At 35.6% G+C, this 18,045-nt stretch carries 24 protein-coding genes and 1 pseudogene; 7 read left to right on the forward strand and 18 right to left on the reverse strand.

Going from position 1 to position 18,045, the window contains the following annotated elements; translation table 11 throughout:
• The first annotated feature begins 50 nt into the window (after positions 1-50).
• Positions 51-887 carry an RMD1 family protein gene (locus J2Y03_RS21200; RefSeq protein WP_396954242.1) on the forward strand — a complete coding sequence of 279 codons (837 nt, stop codon included), beginning with the start codon at positions 51-53 and terminating at the stop codon, positions 885-887.
• A gap of 72 nt (positions 888-959) precedes the next feature.
• Here the strand turns inward: J2Y03_RS21200 and J2Y03_RS21205 are convergent, their stop codons facing one another.
• The 3 genes from J2Y03_RS21205 to sda form a co-directional block, all read right to left on the reverse strand.
• A complete protein-coding gene (locus tag J2Y03_RS21205) occupies positions 960-1,382 on the reverse strand; it encodes a DUF1801 domain-containing protein (protein ID WP_310197910.1) in 423 nt (140 codons plus the stop codon).
• A gap of 61 nt (positions 1,383-1,443) precedes the next feature.
• Positions 1,444-1,932, reverse strand: a complete 489-nt coding sequence (locus tag J2Y03_RS21210) for a GNAT family N-acetyltransferase (protein WP_310197913.1) — start codon at positions 1,930-1,932, stop codon at positions 1,444-1,446.
• Positions 1,933-2,211: 279 nt separating this feature from the next.
• Complete coding sequence (sda, locus tag J2Y03_RS21215; RefSeq protein ID WP_310197916.1) at positions 2,212-2,364, reverse strand: sporulation histidine kinase inhibitor Sda; 153 nt, start codon at positions 2,362-2,364, stop codon at positions 2,212-2,214.
• Between the two features lie 146 nt (positions 2,365-2,510).
• On the opposite strand from sda, the gene J2Y03_RS21220 reads away from it, so the two are divergent.
• Positions 2,511-2,642 carry a hypothetical protein gene (locus J2Y03_RS21220; protein ID WP_310197920.1) on the forward strand — a complete coding sequence of 44 codons (132 nt, stop codon included), beginning with the start codon at positions 2,511-2,513 and terminating at the stop codon, positions 2,640-2,642.
• Between the two features lie 112 nt (positions 2,643-2,754).
• On the opposite strand, the gene J2Y03_RS21225 is transcribed toward J2Y03_RS21220, so the two are convergent.
• The 4 genes from J2Y03_RS21225 to J2Y03_RS21240 all read right to left on the reverse strand — a co-directional run bounded on the left by J2Y03_RS21225 (position 2,755) and on the right by J2Y03_RS21240 (position 5,752).
• Positions 2,755-3,498, reverse strand: coding sequence for a TerC family protein (locus J2Y03_RS21225; protein ID WP_310197922.1), 744 nt, complete (start codon positions 3,496-3,498; stop codon positions 2,755-2,757).
• A gap of 264 nt (positions 3,499-3,762) precedes the next feature.
• Positions 3,763-4,290 carry a GNAT family N-acetyltransferase gene (locus J2Y03_RS21230; RefSeq protein WP_310197925.1) on the reverse strand — a complete coding sequence of 176 codons (528 nt, stop codon included), beginning with the start codon at positions 4,288-4,290 and terminating at the stop codon, positions 3,763-3,765.
• A gap of 603 nt (positions 4,291-4,893) precedes the next feature.
• The gene (locus J2Y03_RS21235; protein ID WP_310197928.1) at positions 4,894-5,031 is read right to left on the reverse strand and encodes a hypothetical protein; all 138 of its coding nucleotides are present in this window, start codon (positions 5,029-5,031) and stop codon (positions 4,894-4,896) included.
• A 259-nt stretch (positions 5,032-5,290) separates the two neighbouring features.
• Positions 5,291-5,752 carry a GNAT family N-acetyltransferase gene (locus J2Y03_RS21240; RefSeq protein WP_310197931.1) on the reverse strand — a complete coding sequence of 154 codons (462 nt, stop codon included), beginning with the start codon at positions 5,750-5,752 and terminating at the stop codon, positions 5,291-5,293.
• Between the two features lie 216 nt (positions 5,753-5,968).
• Between J2Y03_RS21240 and J2Y03_RS21245 the strand changes: the two genes are divergently transcribed.
• Positions 5,969-7,213 carry an aminopeptidase gene (locus J2Y03_RS21245; protein ID WP_310197934.1) on the forward strand — a complete coding sequence of 415 codons (1,245 nt, stop codon included), beginning with the start codon at positions 5,969-5,971 and terminating at the stop codon, positions 7,211-7,213.
• Between the two features lie 52 nt (positions 7,214-7,265).
• Here the strand turns inward: J2Y03_RS21245 and J2Y03_RS21250 are convergent, their stop codons facing one another.
• Complete coding sequence (locus J2Y03_RS21250; RefSeq protein WP_310197937.1) at positions 7,266-7,802, reverse strand: hypothetical protein; 537 nt, start codon at positions 7,800-7,802, stop codon at positions 7,266-7,268.
• A gap of 312 nt (positions 7,803-8,114) precedes the next feature.
• Between J2Y03_RS21250 and J2Y03_RS21255 the strand changes: the two are divergent.
• Positions 8,115-8,213 (forward strand): annotated as a pseudogene (locus tag J2Y03_RS21255) (2-oxoacid:acceptor oxidoreductase family protein); the annotation flags it as partial.
• Between the two features lie 19 nt (positions 8,214-8,232).
• On the opposite strand, the gene J2Y03_RS21260 reads toward J2Y03_RS21255, so the two are convergent.
• The 4 genes from J2Y03_RS21260 to J2Y03_RS21275 form a co-directional block, all read right to left on the reverse strand.
• On the reverse strand, positions 8,233-8,559 hold the full coding sequence (locus J2Y03_RS21260; protein ID WP_310197940.1) for a hypothetical protein: 327 nt from the start codon (positions 8,557-8,559) through the stop codon (positions 8,233-8,235).
• Between the two features lie 487 nt (positions 8,560-9,046).
• On the reverse strand, positions 9,047-9,496 hold the full coding sequence (locus J2Y03_RS21265; protein ID WP_310197943.1) for a hypothetical protein: 450 nt from the start codon (positions 9,494-9,496) through the stop codon (positions 9,047-9,049).
• Positions 9,497-9,555: 59 nt separating this feature from the next.
• On the reverse strand, positions 9,556-10,113 hold the full coding sequence (locus J2Y03_RS21270) for a DUF6155 family protein (RefSeq protein WP_310197945.1): 558 nt from the start codon (positions 10,111-10,113) through the stop codon (positions 9,556-9,558).
• A gap of 238 nt (positions 10,114-10,351) precedes the next feature.
• On the reverse strand, positions 10,352-11,605 hold the full coding sequence (locus J2Y03_RS21275; protein WP_310197947.1) for an MFS transporter: 1,254 nt from the start codon (positions 11,603-11,605) through the stop codon (positions 10,352-10,354).
• A 252-nt stretch (positions 11,606-11,857) separates the two neighbouring features.
• Here J2Y03_RS21275 and J2Y03_RS21280 point away from each other — a divergent pair, with 252 nt between their 5' ends.
• Positions 11,858-12,634 carry a polysaccharide lyase gene (locus tag J2Y03_RS21280; RefSeq protein ID WP_310197950.1) on the forward strand — a complete coding sequence of 259 codons (777 nt, stop codon included), beginning with the start codon at positions 11,858-11,860 and terminating at the stop codon, positions 12,632-12,634.
• A 183-nt stretch (positions 12,635-12,817) separates the two neighbouring features.
• Here J2Y03_RS21280 and J2Y03_RS21285 read toward each other — a convergent pair whose 3' ends face one another.
• The gene (locus J2Y03_RS21285; RefSeq protein WP_310197953.1) at positions 12,818-13,483 is read right to left on the reverse strand and encodes a DUF429 domain-containing protein; all 666 of its coding nucleotides are present in this window, start codon (positions 13,481-13,483) and stop codon (positions 12,818-12,820) included.
• 183 nt (positions 13,484-13,666) lie between these two features.
• Between J2Y03_RS21285 and J2Y03_RS21290 the strand changes: the two genes are divergently transcribed.
• The gene (locus J2Y03_RS21290) at positions 13,667-14,071 is read left to right on the forward strand and encodes a ribosomal maturation YjgA family protein (RefSeq protein WP_310197956.1); all 405 of its coding nucleotides are present in this window, start codon (positions 13,667-13,669) and stop codon (positions 14,069-14,071) included.
• 86 nt (positions 14,072-14,157) lie between these two features.
• Here the strand turns inward: J2Y03_RS21290 and J2Y03_RS21295 are convergent, their stop codons facing one another.
• The 3 genes from J2Y03_RS21295 to J2Y03_RS21305 form a co-directional block, all read right to left on the reverse strand.
• A complete protein-coding gene (locus J2Y03_RS21295) occupies positions 14,158-14,400 on the reverse strand; it encodes a hypothetical protein (protein ID WP_310197959.1) in 243 nt (80 codons plus the stop codon).
• A 187-nt stretch (positions 14,401-14,587) separates the two neighbouring features.
• Positions 14,588-14,737, reverse strand: a complete 150-nt coding sequence (locus J2Y03_RS21300) for a hypothetical protein (RefSeq protein ID WP_165903145.1) — start codon at positions 14,735-14,737, stop codon at positions 14,588-14,590.
• A gap of 175 nt (positions 14,738-14,912) precedes the next feature.
• Positions 14,913-15,323: a RidA family protein gene (locus tag J2Y03_RS21305; RefSeq protein WP_310197963.1), complete on the reverse strand. Its 411-nt coding sequence runs from the start codon at positions 15,321-15,323 to the stop codon at positions 14,913-14,915.
• 211 nt (positions 15,324-15,534) lie between these two features.
• Here J2Y03_RS21305 and J2Y03_RS21310 point away from each other — a divergent pair, with 211 nt between their 5' ends.
• Positions 15,535-15,987: a CBS domain-containing protein gene (locus tag J2Y03_RS21310; RefSeq protein WP_310197966.1), complete on the forward strand. Its 453-nt coding sequence runs from the start codon at positions 15,535-15,537 to the stop codon at positions 15,985-15,987.
• 81 nt (positions 15,988-16,068) lie between these two features.
• Here the strand turns inward: J2Y03_RS21310 and J2Y03_RS21315 are convergent, their stop codons facing one another.
• Both J2Y03_RS21315 and J2Y03_RS21320 read right to left on the reverse strand, forming a co-directional pair.
• The gene (locus J2Y03_RS21315; protein WP_310197968.1) at positions 16,069-16,509 is read right to left on the reverse strand and encodes a universal stress protein; all 441 of its coding nucleotides are present in this window, start codon (positions 16,507-16,509) and stop codon (positions 16,069-16,071) included.
• A gap of 84 nt (positions 16,510-16,593) precedes the next feature.
• Positions 16,594-18,045, reverse strand: coding sequence for a DHA2 family efflux MFS transporter permease subunit (locus tag J2Y03_RS21320; protein WP_310197971.1), 1,452 nt, complete (start codon positions 18,043-18,045; stop codon positions 16,594-16,596).

The following is an 18,045-nucleotide window of genomic DNA, read 5'->3' on the forward strand; positions in this document are numbered from 1 at the left end:
TGCAGTTCATATACTAGTAAAGGAAAATAATAATGAAAAGAGTGGTGAATATGAGAGATTTAACCTTTAAAGCCTTTGCGATTACAAACGAAATAGATTTGAATAAAATCGCTGTTCATTGCGGGATACCGAAGAAATTCACCTGGGAGGAGCCTTTAATTTTAAAAGGAAAAATATTAAAATCAATTTTCCAAAAAGATGTAGGTGAAACCCAAATGGTACTTGTTTTTTCCTTTGGCAGCATTGTCTTCATTAATTACTCTTCGCCACTTGAGATAAACGCTTTTTTGAACTACCTCCACTCCTTTGAGTCGGACATTGATGTCAAAAACGCAGGAAGATACAGCGATGATTACAGTCTTCATCTAAAAGAAACCGAAAGTATCGGGTTAACGGATGAATATGTAGTCGTACCGGAATATGAAAGTTACTACCCCGAATTGATTTCCACCGTGCTAGCAAAGTCAGTAGCATTGGAAAAAACGGAGGAACAGTTGGGACAAATTAACGATAAACTTGAAACGATGATTGATCGGCTGGAAAAGGGTAAGCTAAGAATCGGCAACAAAGAGCTAGCAAGAACGACAGCAAAAATCATCCGTCATGAATATAACACCCTTGCCTACATTATGATTCTGGATAAGCCTGACATTACTTGGACAAGCAATTCTGCCAGTGAATTTTATGACAGAATGCTCGAGTTTTTTGAATTAAATGACCGTTATAAAATTTTGAAAAGCAAAACCGAAATACTATATAACATTATGGATGGTTTTTCAACAATCAGTCATTCGATACGCGGGCTATTCGTTGAATGGATTATTGTGATTCTCATTTTATTTGAAATTGTCCTGTCGCTTTTAGGGATATTTGGTTTGCTTCCTTAAAAAGCAAATGAATTAATTACTTACTTGATAATAAAAGGAGTCCCCTATTTACAATTAAGGGACTCCTAAGAATTATTTATTTGGATACATTTCCGTCAAAAAAGTAATAGATTCATTAATCATTTCTTTTAAGACATCTTCATTAATATCTGCTACTTTATTTATATACACACACGCTTTTCCTGTTGTGTGTTTACCAAACACCTTTAATAATTCTTCCCGCTTCTTTTCTCCTGGTGCGAAATACAAACTGATTTTTGCTTTTCTCGGAGAAAAGCCAACTAGTGGTGCATCTCCTTCGTGGCCAGTTGCATATTTGTAATGATACGCCCCAAAGCCAATAATGCTTGGTCCCCACATCTTTGCCTCAAATCCACTAGTCTCTGCGAAAATATCCAATAATCTATAAGCATCCTCCCGTTTTTTAGGACTATCCACTTGTTCAATAAACTCAATGACACTATTGTCGGTTTCTTTTGTTTGTAATTCGTACATGCATATCTCTCCTTACTTTTTCTACCTGTAGGTAACTCCTACATTCTGGAACAAAACTAGTTTAAAGTAAATTTTTACTCATGTTATACCAAGTTACACCCGCATGCTCTGATCTAGATATACCCCTATTGCGGTATCCTAAATTTTCGTAGAATTCGATTAACTCTTCTTTACACGTAAGTGTAATACTTTCACGTTGTTTTGATTTTGCTTCATTTTCAAGGTGTGTAAGTAGCGCAGTTGCCACCCCACGTGTTTGAAAATGAGGTGTCACTGCCACTCCTAAAACAGTTTGATGTCCGCCAACAGCAGGGTTCTTCTTAATATTCGAAAATAAATCATCTGTAATAAATTCATTTTCAATAACTGGTCCGTTGACTAAACCAATTACCACACCTTCTTCTACCGCCACGAAAAAACTATCCGGAATCATTTGAATCCGGTAAATAAAAGCCCTTTCTGTCGCAGCCTCTTCTATTGGAAAGCAAAGTTGTTCAATAATTACAAGATCAGATAAATCATTCATAGATACGTTACGTATTTTCAGCAATTCCAGCACTCCAATTCTATTCCTACCATACCTAATTTCCGATTTTCTTATTAAATAGAATTATACAATGATTTAATTGGATATATAAGGGAATTCTCATAATACTAAAAGAAAAAAAGCTAGGACAGCCTAGCTTTTCAAATAGTTAATTATTTTGAGTAGTCTGATTATTTAGGTTAAATGAATCAAAAAAGTGAAGAGCAAAAAACCATTCGCTGTTCTTATTACATGAAAGCGTTTTTAATTCGTGAGAAGATTTAAAAAATTTTCAGTATAAAGCTATGATTGATTCATTCTCTCTACCTTTTCTATTTCTAAACCTCTGCGACTTATTTCTTCTTGTAGTAAAATAATAAAATCTTCATCTAACTTAAGCTTTACTGCATTAAAATATGTGTCTATTAAAACTTTGTTACCCATGCTTGAAAACATATCCTACTCCTCAAAGCGAATGGCTTTCTGTCCCTTCACCTACTTTAATTATATTTTTATTGTGATAAACAAACCATGCTAATTATTTCCAAGTTATTAGGAAAGCATAGGATATAAATACCTAACTTGTGAAGGGAGATTTTTCATTGGAACCACAAGGACATAAACAATCAGCCGAGTTAAGCAGCTATATCAGTAAAATCCTTGATATCTTAGTTGATTGGGATTTTGATTTAGACAAAAGTGTCATCGTCTTTTTCATCAAGCCAACCAAATAAAACAACCATATCCCCCTGACATAACGGGAATATGGTTGTTTGGTTTTTATATCTTTTAGCTTAAATCGAAAATGTTTCCCAAGCCATTTTTATTGTTTTCTGTATGTTTTGCTTAAGTGGTTGGTTCTGATTTTCTCTTCCCTGAAAGGAACCATCCACCTATTGCGATAAGAAGCATGACTGACCAGAAGATGGTATTCCAAATGGGTCCTTCGACAAAGTCATGTGGAATGATATGCAATGCTGGGTGAGCAAGAGTATGCATCAATAGCTTTACCCCAACCCAACCTACGAGTAACATTGCCGCGGTTTCTAAACTTGGGCGCTCAGTTAATACTTTCACAAAGAATCCTGCTGCAAATCGGATAACGATTAATCCGGCAATGGCACCTATTATGATAACAATAAATTGTGCGCCATCCATCCCACCTATTTCGCCCATTGGTGTATCAGGGAGGGCAATAACAAGAGCAACGGCTGCTAAAATAGAGTCAACAGCGAAGGCAATATCGGCTAATGCGATTTGCGCAACTGTCGCTCGATAGCTTTTCCCTGCCTTCTCTTTTCCGCCATGATCCTTTTTCAATAAATGTTTGAGAGCGATGAAAATTAGGTATGCAGCCCCAATTGCTTGAATCCACCAAACATGGAACAAAAATGAAATAATAAAGATTGCACCAATCCTAAAGATAAAAGCTAATAACAAACCAATATTGATCGCCTTTTTTTGCTGTTCTTCTGGTAAATGCTTAGCCATTATAGCAAGTACTAACGCATTATCAGCAGATAATAAACCTTCTAATAGAATTAATATAAGTAATACCCAGCCATACTCTAATAATAAAGATACCTCCATGTTACCCTCCTATGTATGATTACATCACTTCAATAGTATAAAATAAGTTAGTACTTACTTAATAGTGTTTTGCACTAATTTATTGATAAAAATTTCCATTTGATAACGTTGTTCAATAGAAATCATTACTATTATTTACTTTAATAACTGGTTTTACTCTTTGATAACGGTGAATACACTCGGATAATGGATTTTGCTCTCGGATAACAGAAATCTAATTAAAAAACCGTCAAATAAATTGACGGTCCTTTTGTATTTGGTTTTTTATTTTGAACGTAAGACGGTAATAAAACCATCTAATATATCATGACTAACTGAAAATCCTTTATGTTTATAAAATTCCAAAGCGTTGATGTTACCATTTGAGACAAAGATGAAATAATCCTCAATATCCTCGAATTCCTTCAGCCAGTTCATAGACATGTTAAAGAGCTTCGAACCAATCCCATACTGACGATACTCTTCTTTTATATAAAATTGAGAAAGGCAGCCTACATTCTTATTACGAACAGACGACAGGTCAAAAAATGCAGCAAAATCAGTTGAATAAGCTTCTTTTGGTGAGATATTGGAATAGACGTATGCGACAGGTCTCTCACCATCTTTAACGATCACAATGTAATTATGTAAAGCATTTTTAATAGAAGGAACCATTCGAGTGTCAAAATTCATATTGTCAAATAACTCTGGTGTTATAAATGCCTTAGATTTTTGAAAGATCATGAGTTCATTGCATAATTCTCTACACAATTCAATCTCATCATCTGAAATGATTTGATAATTTAATTCCATACGTATCACACCTTTTTGCGCAATTAAAAAACACCCATTTTATCTTTTACATTTACTATTCTCTTTAGCTCATCTAGTTTTTGTATTTGGTAGGTTGGATCAATTTCTGTATTATTCGGTTTCATCCTAGGATAAAACCAGCATGTGTCCAAACCAGCTAGCGCACCTCTTCTCTCCAACTGTGCTTTTCTTCTGTATTTATTTTAACATAGTCCGTAAACTGATGATTCCGAAATATTCTGGAATTTCGTTACCATGGGTGTAATCCAACCGAAGGATAATCAATATGTCATTAACTGGTTCAATATGATAGAAGCTGGCATTCTCCTACATTTTTAATTTTATTTTTTTTGTAAAAACTAATTAAAAACAAAGAGGAGACCTTCATAATTAGAGGTCTCCTCTTTGGATTTACATACCTTTAAATGCCTAGATTTAGTAGAGACAAGCTCATGAATAACGAAAGTGAATAAGCTATAGAGACTAAATTTCAAAAGAAGGTGAAATTAATGCACCTCGGACAATCACATTCCTATGTACCTTGGCAGCAATGGCAACATCAGCATCCTCACGGTACTTGGCAGCAGTGGCATCACCAATATCCTAATCCTCCTTGGCAGCAGCACCATCCACATGGACCACAGCACCATTATTATCCACAACATCATTTTGTACCTTGGCCACAATGGCACCATCAACATCCTCACGGGACTTGGCAGCAATGGCACCATTTGTATCCAAGAGGGAAATAACATGCAATAATATCCCAGCTTAACTAATTCTTTTACAAATAACTAAACTACCTTTCCTAGGTAGTTTTTTATTTAGATAAATAATAAATTTTTTATTAATATGTATTTGGAAAATGCCATTGCAGCACCTAATTGCGGAAAATTTTTTTCATACAATAAGACAGCTATAGACAAACAAGATACTACCTTTAAACAAGACAAGTATCCGAAAAAAACGAAAGACTGGATTTTCATCCAGGCCATTAAGTTTATAGTAAACTAGTATTTTTTTCGTATATTTTGATATCTCCTCCGCCTACACCATATGCTACTCCGTTATTTCTCCAGCCGTATTTCTCATAATAGCCTTCAAGGTCTGATGTAAGATAAAGTGTTTTATAGCCTTTTCTCGCAGCCTCAGTTAAACCATGTTGAAGGAGACTAAAACCTATTTCTTTCCTCCTGTGTTTTTCCTCCACATACAGGCACGCAAGCCATGGGCATAGATCCTGACGACTATTAATATCATTTCTCAATAAAGCATATGTACCGATAATATTCCCCTCTTCTATTGCTACATAGAATCTTGGAAGATCTGAAGAAGTTGTGGTTGACTGTAACATACAATCTTCGTAAAACTTGTAATTAGTCGCGCTGCCCCATTCTTTCCAAAAAACTTGAACTGCTTTTTCAAAAAGGTCATTCCGACCTTGTAGTTCGAGAATTTCCATATAATAACCTCCAATATCAATACTCTTTTACTAAATTTACCTTCAATCTATCATGAATACCCATTCCTATCAATCTATCTTTTTCCATAGTTACATAAAATATTCGGTTTATATATATAATAGAAATAATCAGTGTGATATTCCGTACCTAATTGCGGAAATTTTCTTTTAACTATGTTAATATAATTTTTGCAAATAATTTTTTGGAGGTAAATCATGGTATTACCAAACTTTGAAGAGAATTTACAAAAATATGCACGACTATTAGTCGCGAAAGGAATTAATGTCCAACCTGGTGATTGGGTAAAGATGACCATTACCGTTGATCAAGCTCCTCTAGCTCGTTTAGTTACGAAAGAAGCATATGCATTAGGTGCAGAAAAAGTAATTGTAAAATGGGCAGATGACGAAATCACGAAATTAAATTACATACATCAACCTTTAGAAGTATTGACCGACATTCCTGAATATGAAATTCAAGAATCTGAAGATCATGTGTTAAATCATCATGTGAGCCGTCTTTCTATCGTTTCAAGCGATCCCGGCTTACTAAATGAAGTCGATCCTGCTAAAATTGCAGGTTTCCAAAATAAAGCTGGAAAAGCTTTTAGTGCCCAACGGATTGCAACCCAAAATAACGATTTGAAATGGACCGTTGCTGCTGCAGCTGGTGCTGGCTGGGCGGCAAAAGTCTTCCCTGAATTGAAAACTTCCGAAGAACAAGTTGATGCCCTATGGGATCAAATCTTCAAAACTTGTCGTGTGTATTCTGATGACCCGGTTGCTGCATGGGATGAACATAAAAAAACCTTAAATGAAAAAGCAGCGTTCTTAAATGAAATTCAATTTGATGCGTTGCATTATACAGCACCCGGTACGGATTTAACGTTAGGCTTACCGAAAAACCATTTATGGTGTAGTGCAGAAGGTGCAAATCCAAAAGGTGAAGAATTTATTGCCAACATGCCTACAGAAGAAGTCTATACTGCTCCCGATACTCATCGTATGGACGGTGTGGTACGCAGCACAAAACCACTAAGCTATGCTGGTACACTAATTGAAGGCATTGAAGTGCACTTTAAGGATGGAAAAATTGTTGATATTTCTGCTGAAAAAGGCGATGAAACCATTAAGAAATTGGTTTTTGACAACGAAGGAGGAACTGGTTTGGGTGAAATCGCATTAGTACCAGACCCATCCCCTATTTCTCAATCTGGTATTACCTTCTTTACAACTCTTTATGACGAGAATGCTTCCAATCACTTAGCAATCGGCGCAGCTTACCCTACAACGATTCAAGGTGGTACGAAAATGAGTCAAGAGGAATTATTAAAAAATGGTATGAATACTTCGATTGTTCATGTCGACTTCATGATTGGGTCTGACAAGATGAATATTGATGGAATTAAACAAGATGGCTCGATTGTAGCTATCTTCCGTAATGGAGATTGGGCAATTTAATCCATAAGAATAGTCCAAGAAATCCTATTTCTTGGACTTTTTTTATGTGGAATTAGTCATGAACTCTTACTATATCATCCACGGTTTTTCTCATGGTATAAATGACTGTTTTTTTATACTGAGCTGCTAAAAGAAGGATTCTGATTTGTTGTAATCGGGTTAAGTTTTTAAATCGAGGCTCTTGTTTCAAGAAGGAACGCATGATAGACCAGCTTTTCGGCATTAATGGAAAATCATCAAGGGGCTGTTTTTTTCGAAGACGATGGAATAAAGGTATTTTTCCGGTAGGAGTGCTTTTATCGACGATACATGGGGCATAGAGAGTTTTAGTATGTTTTCGCAGCGATTCATAACGATCCTGTCCGCTAATAATGGTGTAGTTGTTGTCCTTCCGGTTCTTTCTAACAACCAAAACAAACATACAATCCCACATCAATCTTTGAAGTTTCTTAACATGCTCCGTAATTTTCAAGGATACATCTGGTTTAATTTTGTTCAGTGGTATATATTGTATCGTAAATTTCACAAACATCGCCTCCTGTTTTTCCTTTTCTTTCGTGAACGCTACAACAGGTTCGGAATTGATCATTGTGTAAGTACTTTTACAAATTACCTTTTATTATTCTATGTTCTAACTGGGCTAGAGTGACCTATATATTTGTTTCTTAACAACTTTTGTTATACAACAACATAACAACTGTAATATATCAGAAAACACAGAAATAATGAACTAGATTTATACTTTAATCCCAATAACTACAGCAATAAGAAGGTGTCTTCTTTTATAATAAAATATCCTGTTGTATTTGTTTTAACACACTATTACAATAAGGCGTCGAAATTTATAGAATATTTATAATATTCTATATTAATATCCATTTAACAGATGGGAGGAATACCTTTGCCAAAATTGCCAAAAACAAATGAATTAGGTTTTTTTGAAATCCGTCTTGAATCCATCGACGGATTAGGAGCTCATCTGGTCGGAAAAATGCTTTCCAACAAGTTCAATATCTGTATTAACGCTTCTTTCTATAACTCCCTATATCATTCCTAAGTGCTGTGAAGTTTTCATTCATTAAGGTGTTAAAGTGTGTTAGTAATTCTAATATTTCATTATGACCATCTACCACACGGTAAACTAATTCTGTTTGCCTTTTTTCTAGGTTTTCCATTGGGCTAGATAATTTTTTTTGCTGCTTTGTTAATTTTTCTTGGCCCTTTTCCACATTTTCAATTCGATTTGATATTTCTTTTTGTCCTTTTGTTAATTCCATTTGACTATTTTCTATATTATCTAGTCGACCATTTGTTTTTTGCAATTCAGAAAGAATTTTCCCTGTCATAAAAACCCCTTCCTCTCTTAACCTGCCAATACTCATTTCGAAATAGTTTTACAGCAGCCTCTTTTTTACTGTTTTTTGGCTAGGAGAAAGTAAATAGGAAACAGATTTCCTCTTTCCATCCATTATTCACTTTATTTGTTCTCCCTGTTGATTCTCTCCAAAATCACGAACACCACTGGTTTCGGGCACAATCATAATTTCATTCTTACCCAAATTTCTCTTATCTCTGAATTACGGGCACAATAATCACCTTATTCTTACCCTAATTCTCTTCTCTACAGTTTTCGGTAACAATCCTCAATTAATTCTTACCCAAAGTCCAGGTTTCACTGAATTTCGGTCATAATCATCATGAATCTAACTTATATCCGACAATTATCTTATGTATCGGATTAAATAAAATAAGGCTAAACCTAATAGTCACCTCATTTGTCCAAAGTTTAGAAAAGGCTTTATCTGGTATGAAGTCTCAAAATTAGAATATAAATTAAAACGGTAAATCTTCATCATCCATAAAGAATGGCTTCTTATCATGGTTTATCCATTTTCTTGCTATATCTACACTTTCTATTTCTATTTTCTCTGTAGTAATACCAAAGGGAACACCATTAGAAGTATAACCAGCAATAAAATAAAAGTTTTCAGCCTCATAATTTTGTTCCTGTTCTTTTTCGTATCTTTTTCTTTCCTTCTGCTTTTGCATAGCAACTAGTGACTGTTTCACATGTTCTTTATAAGATTGTTTAAATTTGTAGCCTAATATTTCCAGTTCGGTAACCGCACATAGGAGATCTACACCAAACCAATTACTGTAGCCTTTTGCGATATTCTTCCCATTATACTGCTCGGCCCATTTTTTAGCATTCTGAAGTCGAGCATTCCGATTATACCGTTTTCGTCTTGGTGAACTATTCGATTTGTTCTTACTTTTTGCCATACTTACTCCCACTCTTCAAACAAAAAATTATATTTTACTTTATTCGAAAAATTATTTTCCTACTCTCCTTCTTCTTCGTCTTCTTCATCAATAACCCATTCAATCGTGTAGTATGAATCCCATAACGCTTCTTGGAATCCCCAGCCTTCTGGTGCATTAGAAACGACATTATATAATCTTTTTGAAAACATTTTGTATAGGTCTTCATCCCGGTCACATTCTATGGCTACTTGATCAAACATTTTCACCATACTGGAGTAAAAACCTTCTGAAATTTCACCATATGCACTTGTAAATTCGACACCTTGTTCTACATAAAAAAGCATTAAATCCACCGTGCGTTTTTGATCATTGGTTATCTTCTTAAAAGCAGCAATCTCTTTTTTGGCTTCAGCTAATCGAAGTTTCCCGTGTCCCCGATCCGGAAAAAACTCAATCTCTATTTTTTTCCGAGCCTGATTAAAAAGAACCTCAATCGCTTCGTCTCCAAGAAATTTACTAGACAAAAGGTTTTGAACTTCTTTATTGGTCTTAAACATCTCTACCACTAACCCAATTAATTCTTTTTGCTCATAATTCTTTAGACGTTTTTTTAAATCAGATACTTTGATTTTCACAATAATCCTCCATTGAACCACTCTATGAATTTACCATTATAAATAATGTACAATTGAATTATACAAAACTATTTAGAGGGATTTAAAGTGGAAAATAATCGTCTATTAATAGAATTGGAGCTTTTAAAGAAGAATCAACTCAAATCCCATCTCTTTCAAAATTTCGGGAACAATCCTTCCCTTTTTCGCTGCACAAAACAAAATGAGACAACCAACATGGTCGCCTCATAATATTTTTTTACATGATTTCATTACGTTTCTGTAAATAACGATACAAAACTATACTAAAGACAGAACATAACAACGCACATACACCTATGAAAATAAACCCTGCTTGAAATCCTCTCATTAGCCCAATTTCAGCGCCAAGAATACCGGTGAACATTTGTTTAAAAAATTCAATAAGGGCACCTAAGAATAAATTGGCAATAACAACTACAATTCCCATTACCGTTACGGTAACCGTTATCGCAGCGTCGATTCCATTTGGATACCTTCTAGCAAGCAAGGCCATAACAGTTGGATACACGGGAGCAATCCCAAAGCCGGAAACTGCATAAAGCCAAACTCCAGATGGACCGAATATAGTAGCCAAAATCGTAGTAACGCCTGATAGGGCAGAAAAAATAATAATCGAAAGCATAAAGCCAATCTTATCCGTTACAAAGCCTAGGAGTAATCTTCCCACCATAAAGCAAAGGAAGAAGATGGATAACATTGAAGCGGCTGCGGCAGAACTCCAATGATAGGACCTTTCGAGAAAGTTAACGAGCCAGCCCGCAATCGAAAGCTCAGCTATAACTCCAAAAGATAGAATAATGATAATGAACCATGCTACTCGATCCTTCAAAAAAATCTTAATTGGAAGTCGATTTTCAACGGTCGAAGTATCCTTAGGGAAACGAGTAAAAAACGCTGGAATCATAGGGACAATACATAAAGACAGCATAAGTAAGTACATGCCCTTCCAACCCAGCTCTCCACTTCCGAAAAAAGAAATGCCCATTAAGCCAGCCGCCATTAGCGGAGCAGCGGTCGAGCTAAGTCCATAAAAGAAATGAGATAAATTCATCATAAATCCAGTATTTTTTGTGAAAACTCTTGCTGCCAAAATGGCTAATACAATTTCCAACATTCCATTTCCTAAATACATAATGAAATAGGAAACTGAAAAAAGTTCAAAATTAGTAGAAAAATAAATAAAAACACCTGATAACGCCATTGAACCAAAGGCTAGTAAACTCGTAAGCTTAATTCCGAATTTAGATGAAAAAGCCCCTGTAAAGCTGCATGCTAGTAAAAACCCAATCGAATTAATAGCCAAGAGAAAGCCAACCTGCAACTCATCTATACCATACTCTAACTGCATTTTTGGAATGGCAGGTCCCTTTATATTCTCGGAAAATCCAAAAACCAAATAACCCAAAAAAATAACAAAAAACGAAAGTGGTATGTATTTTTTTACAGGCTGTGTTTGTGGCAATGTTTGCATAATATTATCCTTTCACTCTGGTTTTACATGTATCTTTCGTTACTCTAGCAGAATTCCTTATTAGGCGCAAAAGTTTTCAAAACCTATCCTCCTCACTTTGAATGCGCTTATTTGCGTTTATTGTCAGATAAAAATCAATATCATTTTACATATTCTGAGGGAAAAAGAAAAATGGTTTTTGCTACAATGAATTTCTAGCTGCATGAAAGCGTTAACATGTCATTGAACTAAAATCGAAAAGGAGCTGATACAATGTTTAAGAAACCATTATTTTTATTCTCAATCATCTTTGTTTTAATGCTATCTTTGGGTATCAATGTTAATGCAGCTGTCTATGGAAGTAGACTAATAGAATTTGATGGTCATCCAGCTTGGACTGTATATGGAAGTTCACAAGTTACATCTGACTTTGGCAACTATCGAACTTTACAGGGTGGGGATCGGTTAAAAATTGATGATGTTGAAAGATTAAGGTTCTACCTCCCTAAAAATTCAGTAGGCAGCTCTCAAGGAGGAGGAATTATCAAAGCCGATATTACCAAAAAAGATACATATACCTTTGAATATGAGGTTCGATTTGATAATGGTTTTCCATGGAGCAAAGGAGGAAAATTACCAGGTCTTAGCGGTGGTGTAGGTTATACAGGAGGAACACCTGCGTGGGATGGGGATGGTTTCAGTGTACGGATTATGTGGAGAGAAAATGGCAGATTGATTCCATATGTCTACCATAAAGATCAACCTGATAATTACGGCGATACGTTTGGAGCAACGATTGGATACGTAACAGACGATAAACCTTATAAAATCAAATACTGGGTAAAATTAAATACGGGCAACAATAAGGATGGGATATTAAAAATATATCTTGATGATCAACTTAAATTGGAGAAACACGATATTCGTTATAGATCTGATAATAGTATGATTGATACTGCGCACATAGCTATCTTTCCAGGAGGATCTACGAGTGATTGGGGAATGACTGGTGATGGTTATATAAGATTGTCATGGCTCAAATGGGAATAAATTAATAAATACAGTCTCAAGTGCTTGCATTCACTTGAGACTTTTTATATCCGTCTCTCTAGGGAACAATCACAATAAATTAATACCCATCAATGACCCCTTTCTGTCAACATTCCATTTTAATAATTTTACTATACTATTGGAAACAAGGATTATCACATTCTAATAACTACTATTTTATAATTAACAACAAAAATCATAAGGATGTAACGGTGGATTGGCAGGCAGCAGCCATCTGGGTTGGAACGCTGGATCCTTCCAATGCCATGCACCTAATGCGGCTGCACAGGCATCTATGAAATGGCTTTCTATATCTATAAACATTGGAAGTCCTGTTACGTTTTGATCTATCATCCAATCTCTAAGAAAGCTTCTTACAGCTTGATTCTGTTCCTGTTTGTAGTTCAAGACATACTCTACTTCTTCTCGAGGAAGTCTAGAGCCAATAACAGCACCTGGATGCACTTCAACAATGGAGATTGGATTTTGATTAGAAAGATTTTCTATTTCTCTTGTAAGTTTAATTCCTCTCAAAGTTAAATAGACCATACGATTAAAGGTTGGGGGCATGATGGACCCAGATTTCATGCCTAATGAAATTATAAACTGCCTCAACAATTTATCGCCTAACCTGTCCCCACCACCATCCTCATATGACAAAGGTGCGTCCATTCCGACCACGACTTCATCAATTTGGCTTTGATCCTGAATTTCTTTTAATATTTCCATGTCGCTAATATTACTTATTATTTTTTCAAAGACTAATTGATGACCCTGTTTTTCAAATACGGCTAATACAGTATCCTTATGATTACTCGGACCAGATAAATCAATGCCAATTATTTTCACTCTTTTTTATCTCGCTCTCTTTTAAAGTATTAAAAAACTTATAATGTTGAACTATTCAACTGTAAAGCCGAATCCACTTATCTCTCTACCGTAAAATACTATCATTTAATACTTGTATACTCAAAAAATACACATATAATGGAAAGGAATGAAGATTAATTATTTTAAAGAAGAGTGATTCTAATGATTTCTAAATGGAACATCCTGACTCGCCGTAAAATGCGTGGAGTATACATAATTGCTGTTTTTACCACCATTTTATTAGGTTTAGCCTCAAGAAAATTCAGTCATCTGCTTATACCCTTTATAGCGAATAATGCCGGAGACTTCATTTGGGCTATGATGGTATATTTCGGATTTCGTTTCTTGTTTGTACATAAGGGGTTGTTATTTGCCATTTTGCTCAGTTTTTTGTTTAGTTTTGGTATCGAATTTAGTCAGTTTTATCAGGCAGATTGGATGAATCAAATCCGCGAAACACTGCTTGGAGCATTGATTCTAGGAAAAGGATTCCTTACAGTGGATCTTATTCGATATACGGCTGGGATATTGATTGCCGCTGTATTTGATAAACGATATTCAAGTTAGCTTTTTGTAATGAATAAGAAAAGGATTTTAATGTCTTTATTGCAATCACCATCAATAAAAAAAGGCTGCCTCAGCAACCTAATCCTTTAAGCATATTTTATTCCGGCAAGCTTGATATTGTTTATATCACTAGAGCTGCACGGTGTAACTGCGTAGGTCATTTCACATTTTGGGCAGTTCATAATAACGGTTTCTAATATAAAGGTTTCTCCACATTCGCAGTTAATCTCGTGTGCCACTGCTGGGGCAAAGTTTTCTTTCCCTTTACTCTTAACATGATCAACGATGTCTCTTCCATCTCTTATATGTGCGGAACAACCACAACTCATTCTTAAACCTCCAAGAATTTATCAATTTACTAAATCTAGTAATATAAGAATAGCATATAAAAACTTACAGAGATGTGGCAAAAAAAGAACAGATTATTTATCGGGAAGATTGTTCCCCCACCCATCCTTACTCTATGAATAAAAAAAGAAGACCTCTAAAAGAAGAAGTCCCCTTGGAAATGATTAATTAATGTACTCGAATAATTTCATATATATCTTCATCATGATGTACTCTTGTATGCTTAGATTCAATCCGTTCAAATTCTTCCATTTCTTCATTATACATTGACTCGCCAAACCACCAGTTTTTGAATTCAAGAAAAAGTTCAGTAAGCATCTTGATTCCTCCAGTTAGGGTTATTGGAATTCCTTATACTGTTATTATACATGTGAACCCCTTCACATAAAAGCGCTTACAAAATAGGCGGAATAGCAAAATAATAGTGAAAAGTTAGACAATAGATAGTTTTTATTGTTAAAAAAAGGAACTCAGAATTCGAGTCCCTTTCATTTTATTTTGTAGAGTCTATCGCAGCTACTGCTTCGATTTCCACCAATTGATTTCTATATCCTAATACCGTAACACCAGACAAGGTGCTTGGCACATCATGATCACCAAACTCTTTTCTTATTGCCTCCCACGCGGTTACCAAATCAGACTGTTTATGAGTAGCAACGAGAACCCTTGTATAGACTACATCTTCTAATGAAGCGCTACATTCCTTCAAAGCCTCTTTCAAATTCTCTAAACATAGCTTAGCCTGAACCTCAACATCACTTGACTCAGGTACATCCCCCTCTTTTGTAAGTGGGCAGGCTCCCGCTAAAAATAGTAAATCCATTCCTGCAGGTATATGGCTGGCATATGCATAATCAACTAGTGCTAAATTTTTAGATCGAATAAGTGATATTTTCCTGGTCATTTGTAAACCTTCCTCTTTGTTTATGATACGAATATACTAATTCGAGATATTCATCATAATTCCTGCTTTCCTTTAAAAACAGGTTTCATTTATATAACACTCCCATTTTTGTAGAAAAAACGACAAATTTTAAATTACGGGTCAAGTAAAGTTTGTGATAAGATATGTACATACAAATGAATGCGGTTACAACATGAAGAGAGGGATAATAATGAAAGTAAGAGACTTCATGATTACAAAAGTTTTTACTGTAAAACCTTTAAATACTGTTAAGGAATTGTTACAAATACTCAATTCAAATCGAATTGGCGGCGTACCCGTGGTTGATGATAAAGATCATCTAGTAGGAATTGTCTCTGATGGAGATGTACTACGTTACCTATCTCCTAAGCCATTGGGCGTTGCCGGCCTTGTTTATATAATAGAGGATGGGAAATTTGAGGATGTATTAGTAGAAAAATTAGATACACCTGTTAAAGAAATTATGACCAAAAGAAACGTCCTCTTCGTATCACCCGATGAAGAGTTTGAAGATACGATCCGTTTATTATCACGGCATCACTACAAAAAACTCCCTGTAGTAAATGGAGCTGGCCGAGTCGTTGGTGTTCTTAGCCGGGGAGACATTATCCATAATATATCGAAAAAAATTATTTCATCATAGAAAAATCATAGAAAAAACCTTTGTAAAAATTATACAAAGGTTTTTTCAAATAAATTAGATTAATAGATTATATTAAACCAATCACTCTGCTGTACGAATTACTAGAACATCACATTTAGCTGAACGTACGATTGCGTCTGCAACAGAACCAGTCATGAAAAACCGCTCAACCGCATTTAGGCCTGTACCACCACAGATAATTAAGTCAGCTTGTGCTGAATGAGCAATCTCTTTTGTGATCATTGTTTTGGCAGAACCGTACTCGATCACTACATTAACATTCGTTAGGCCTTCAGCTTCAGCTTGCGCCTTGTAGTCATTTACGAGCTCTTCAGATAACTGCTGTGCACGCTCGACAAATGAACGACCATAAGCTACGAATGCACGAGTGTCGATTACGTTTACGATGTTTAATAGTGAACCATCGTTACGTTTTGCTACATCGATTGATTTGCGAAAAGCATATTCGGCTTCTTTTGAGCCGTCTACTGCTACAAGAATACTTTTATAATGATTTGCCATTTGCAATGATCTCCTTCTGAACGCTTAAAAGCTGTTCTATCCTTCTAAAAGATATATATAATTATAGATTCAGTGGATATTCTACTATTCCCGTACAGGTGCTGTAGTTGCAGCAGCAGTAGATTTTGCCTTAGCTTCGCTTGGTTTTTTCATAAAGAAAGAACAGATTAATGCAACTACTGAAATTCCAGATACAAAGTAGAAGGTATATTTAACGCCAGCAGCCAATACTTCACCCTGTGAGGCATCCGGTGTCCCTGCTGCGAAACTAGTTTGACCAGCTGTAAGCAACGTAATGGCGATTGCTGTCCCTGCTGCACCCGCTACTTGGTTCAATGTATTCATAGCTGCTGATCCATCTCCATATAACTCACGTGGCAATGCATTGAGTCCATTTGTTTGTGCTGGGATGGTTACCATGGTTAGCCCAAAGAATAAAATCATAAATGGTACGATGATAAGCCAAGCAGGAGTTGTTGCTGAAATAGTTGCAGCAAAAATGATATTACCAATCAATACAATGATTGATCCAGTAACTGCTAATTTTTTTGGTCCAATTTTATCAAATAGTGCTCCGACAATTGGTGACATGATTACGTTAACGGCATTACCTGGAAGTAATAATAAACCGGCTACCGCAGCACTAAATAATAAAGATCCTTTTAGATACATGGGCAATAAAATTCCAGTTGATAAAATAACTAAAATACTTAAGAACATCAGTGCTGTTCCAATTGAGAACATAGGAAACTTGAAGACACTTAAATTAACCATAGGCTTATCCATTGAATTTTGACGAATTCCAAATAAAACAAGAGCAACAATACCTACTAGTAAAGGTCCCAATACTACAGGTGAAGAAATGCCTGCTCCTGCCATAGAAGCCAATCCGTAAATTAATCCACCAAAACCTACTGTTGATAAAACAATCGATAAAACATCAATTTTGGGTTTTGTAATTTCTCCAACATTGACAATTTTAGCTACAGCAGCAAGAGTCAAGATGACATAAAAAGCTGCGCTGATCCAGAAAATATAATTCCATCCTAACGTACTAATAACGACCCCAGAAAGTGTTGGTCCTAAGGCTGGTCCTAATGTAATAACAAGACCCATAATCCCCATGACAACTCCACGTTTATGAATTGGGAAAATAACTAAAAGAACACTAACCATGACCGGCATGATAATACCTGTTCCCATTGCTTGGACAATACGACCAAGTTCTAAGATTGCGAAATTTGGAGAAGCTGCTGCTAGAACCGCTCCTGCCATCGATATGACAAGTCCCCCAATAACTAGTTGGCGAGTACTAAACCATTTCATTAAAAGTGCTGAAATTGGTACTAAAATAGCTAATGTTAATAGATACCCTGTAGTCAACCACTGTGCAGTCGGCGCAGTAATTGAATATTGCTCCATGACATTTGTTAATGCCATATTTAATGCTGTTTCTCCAAATAATCCAATAAAGGCACCTAGCATTAAGATACCTGCCATGATTTTAGGATTTTTTACTTGAATTTGTGTACTCAT

It is taken from the genome of Neobacillus niacini (assembly GCF_031457145.1).
Taxonomy (GTDB): Bacteria; Bacillota; Bacilli; order Bacillales; family Cytobacillaceae; genus Neobacillus; species Neobacillus niacini_J.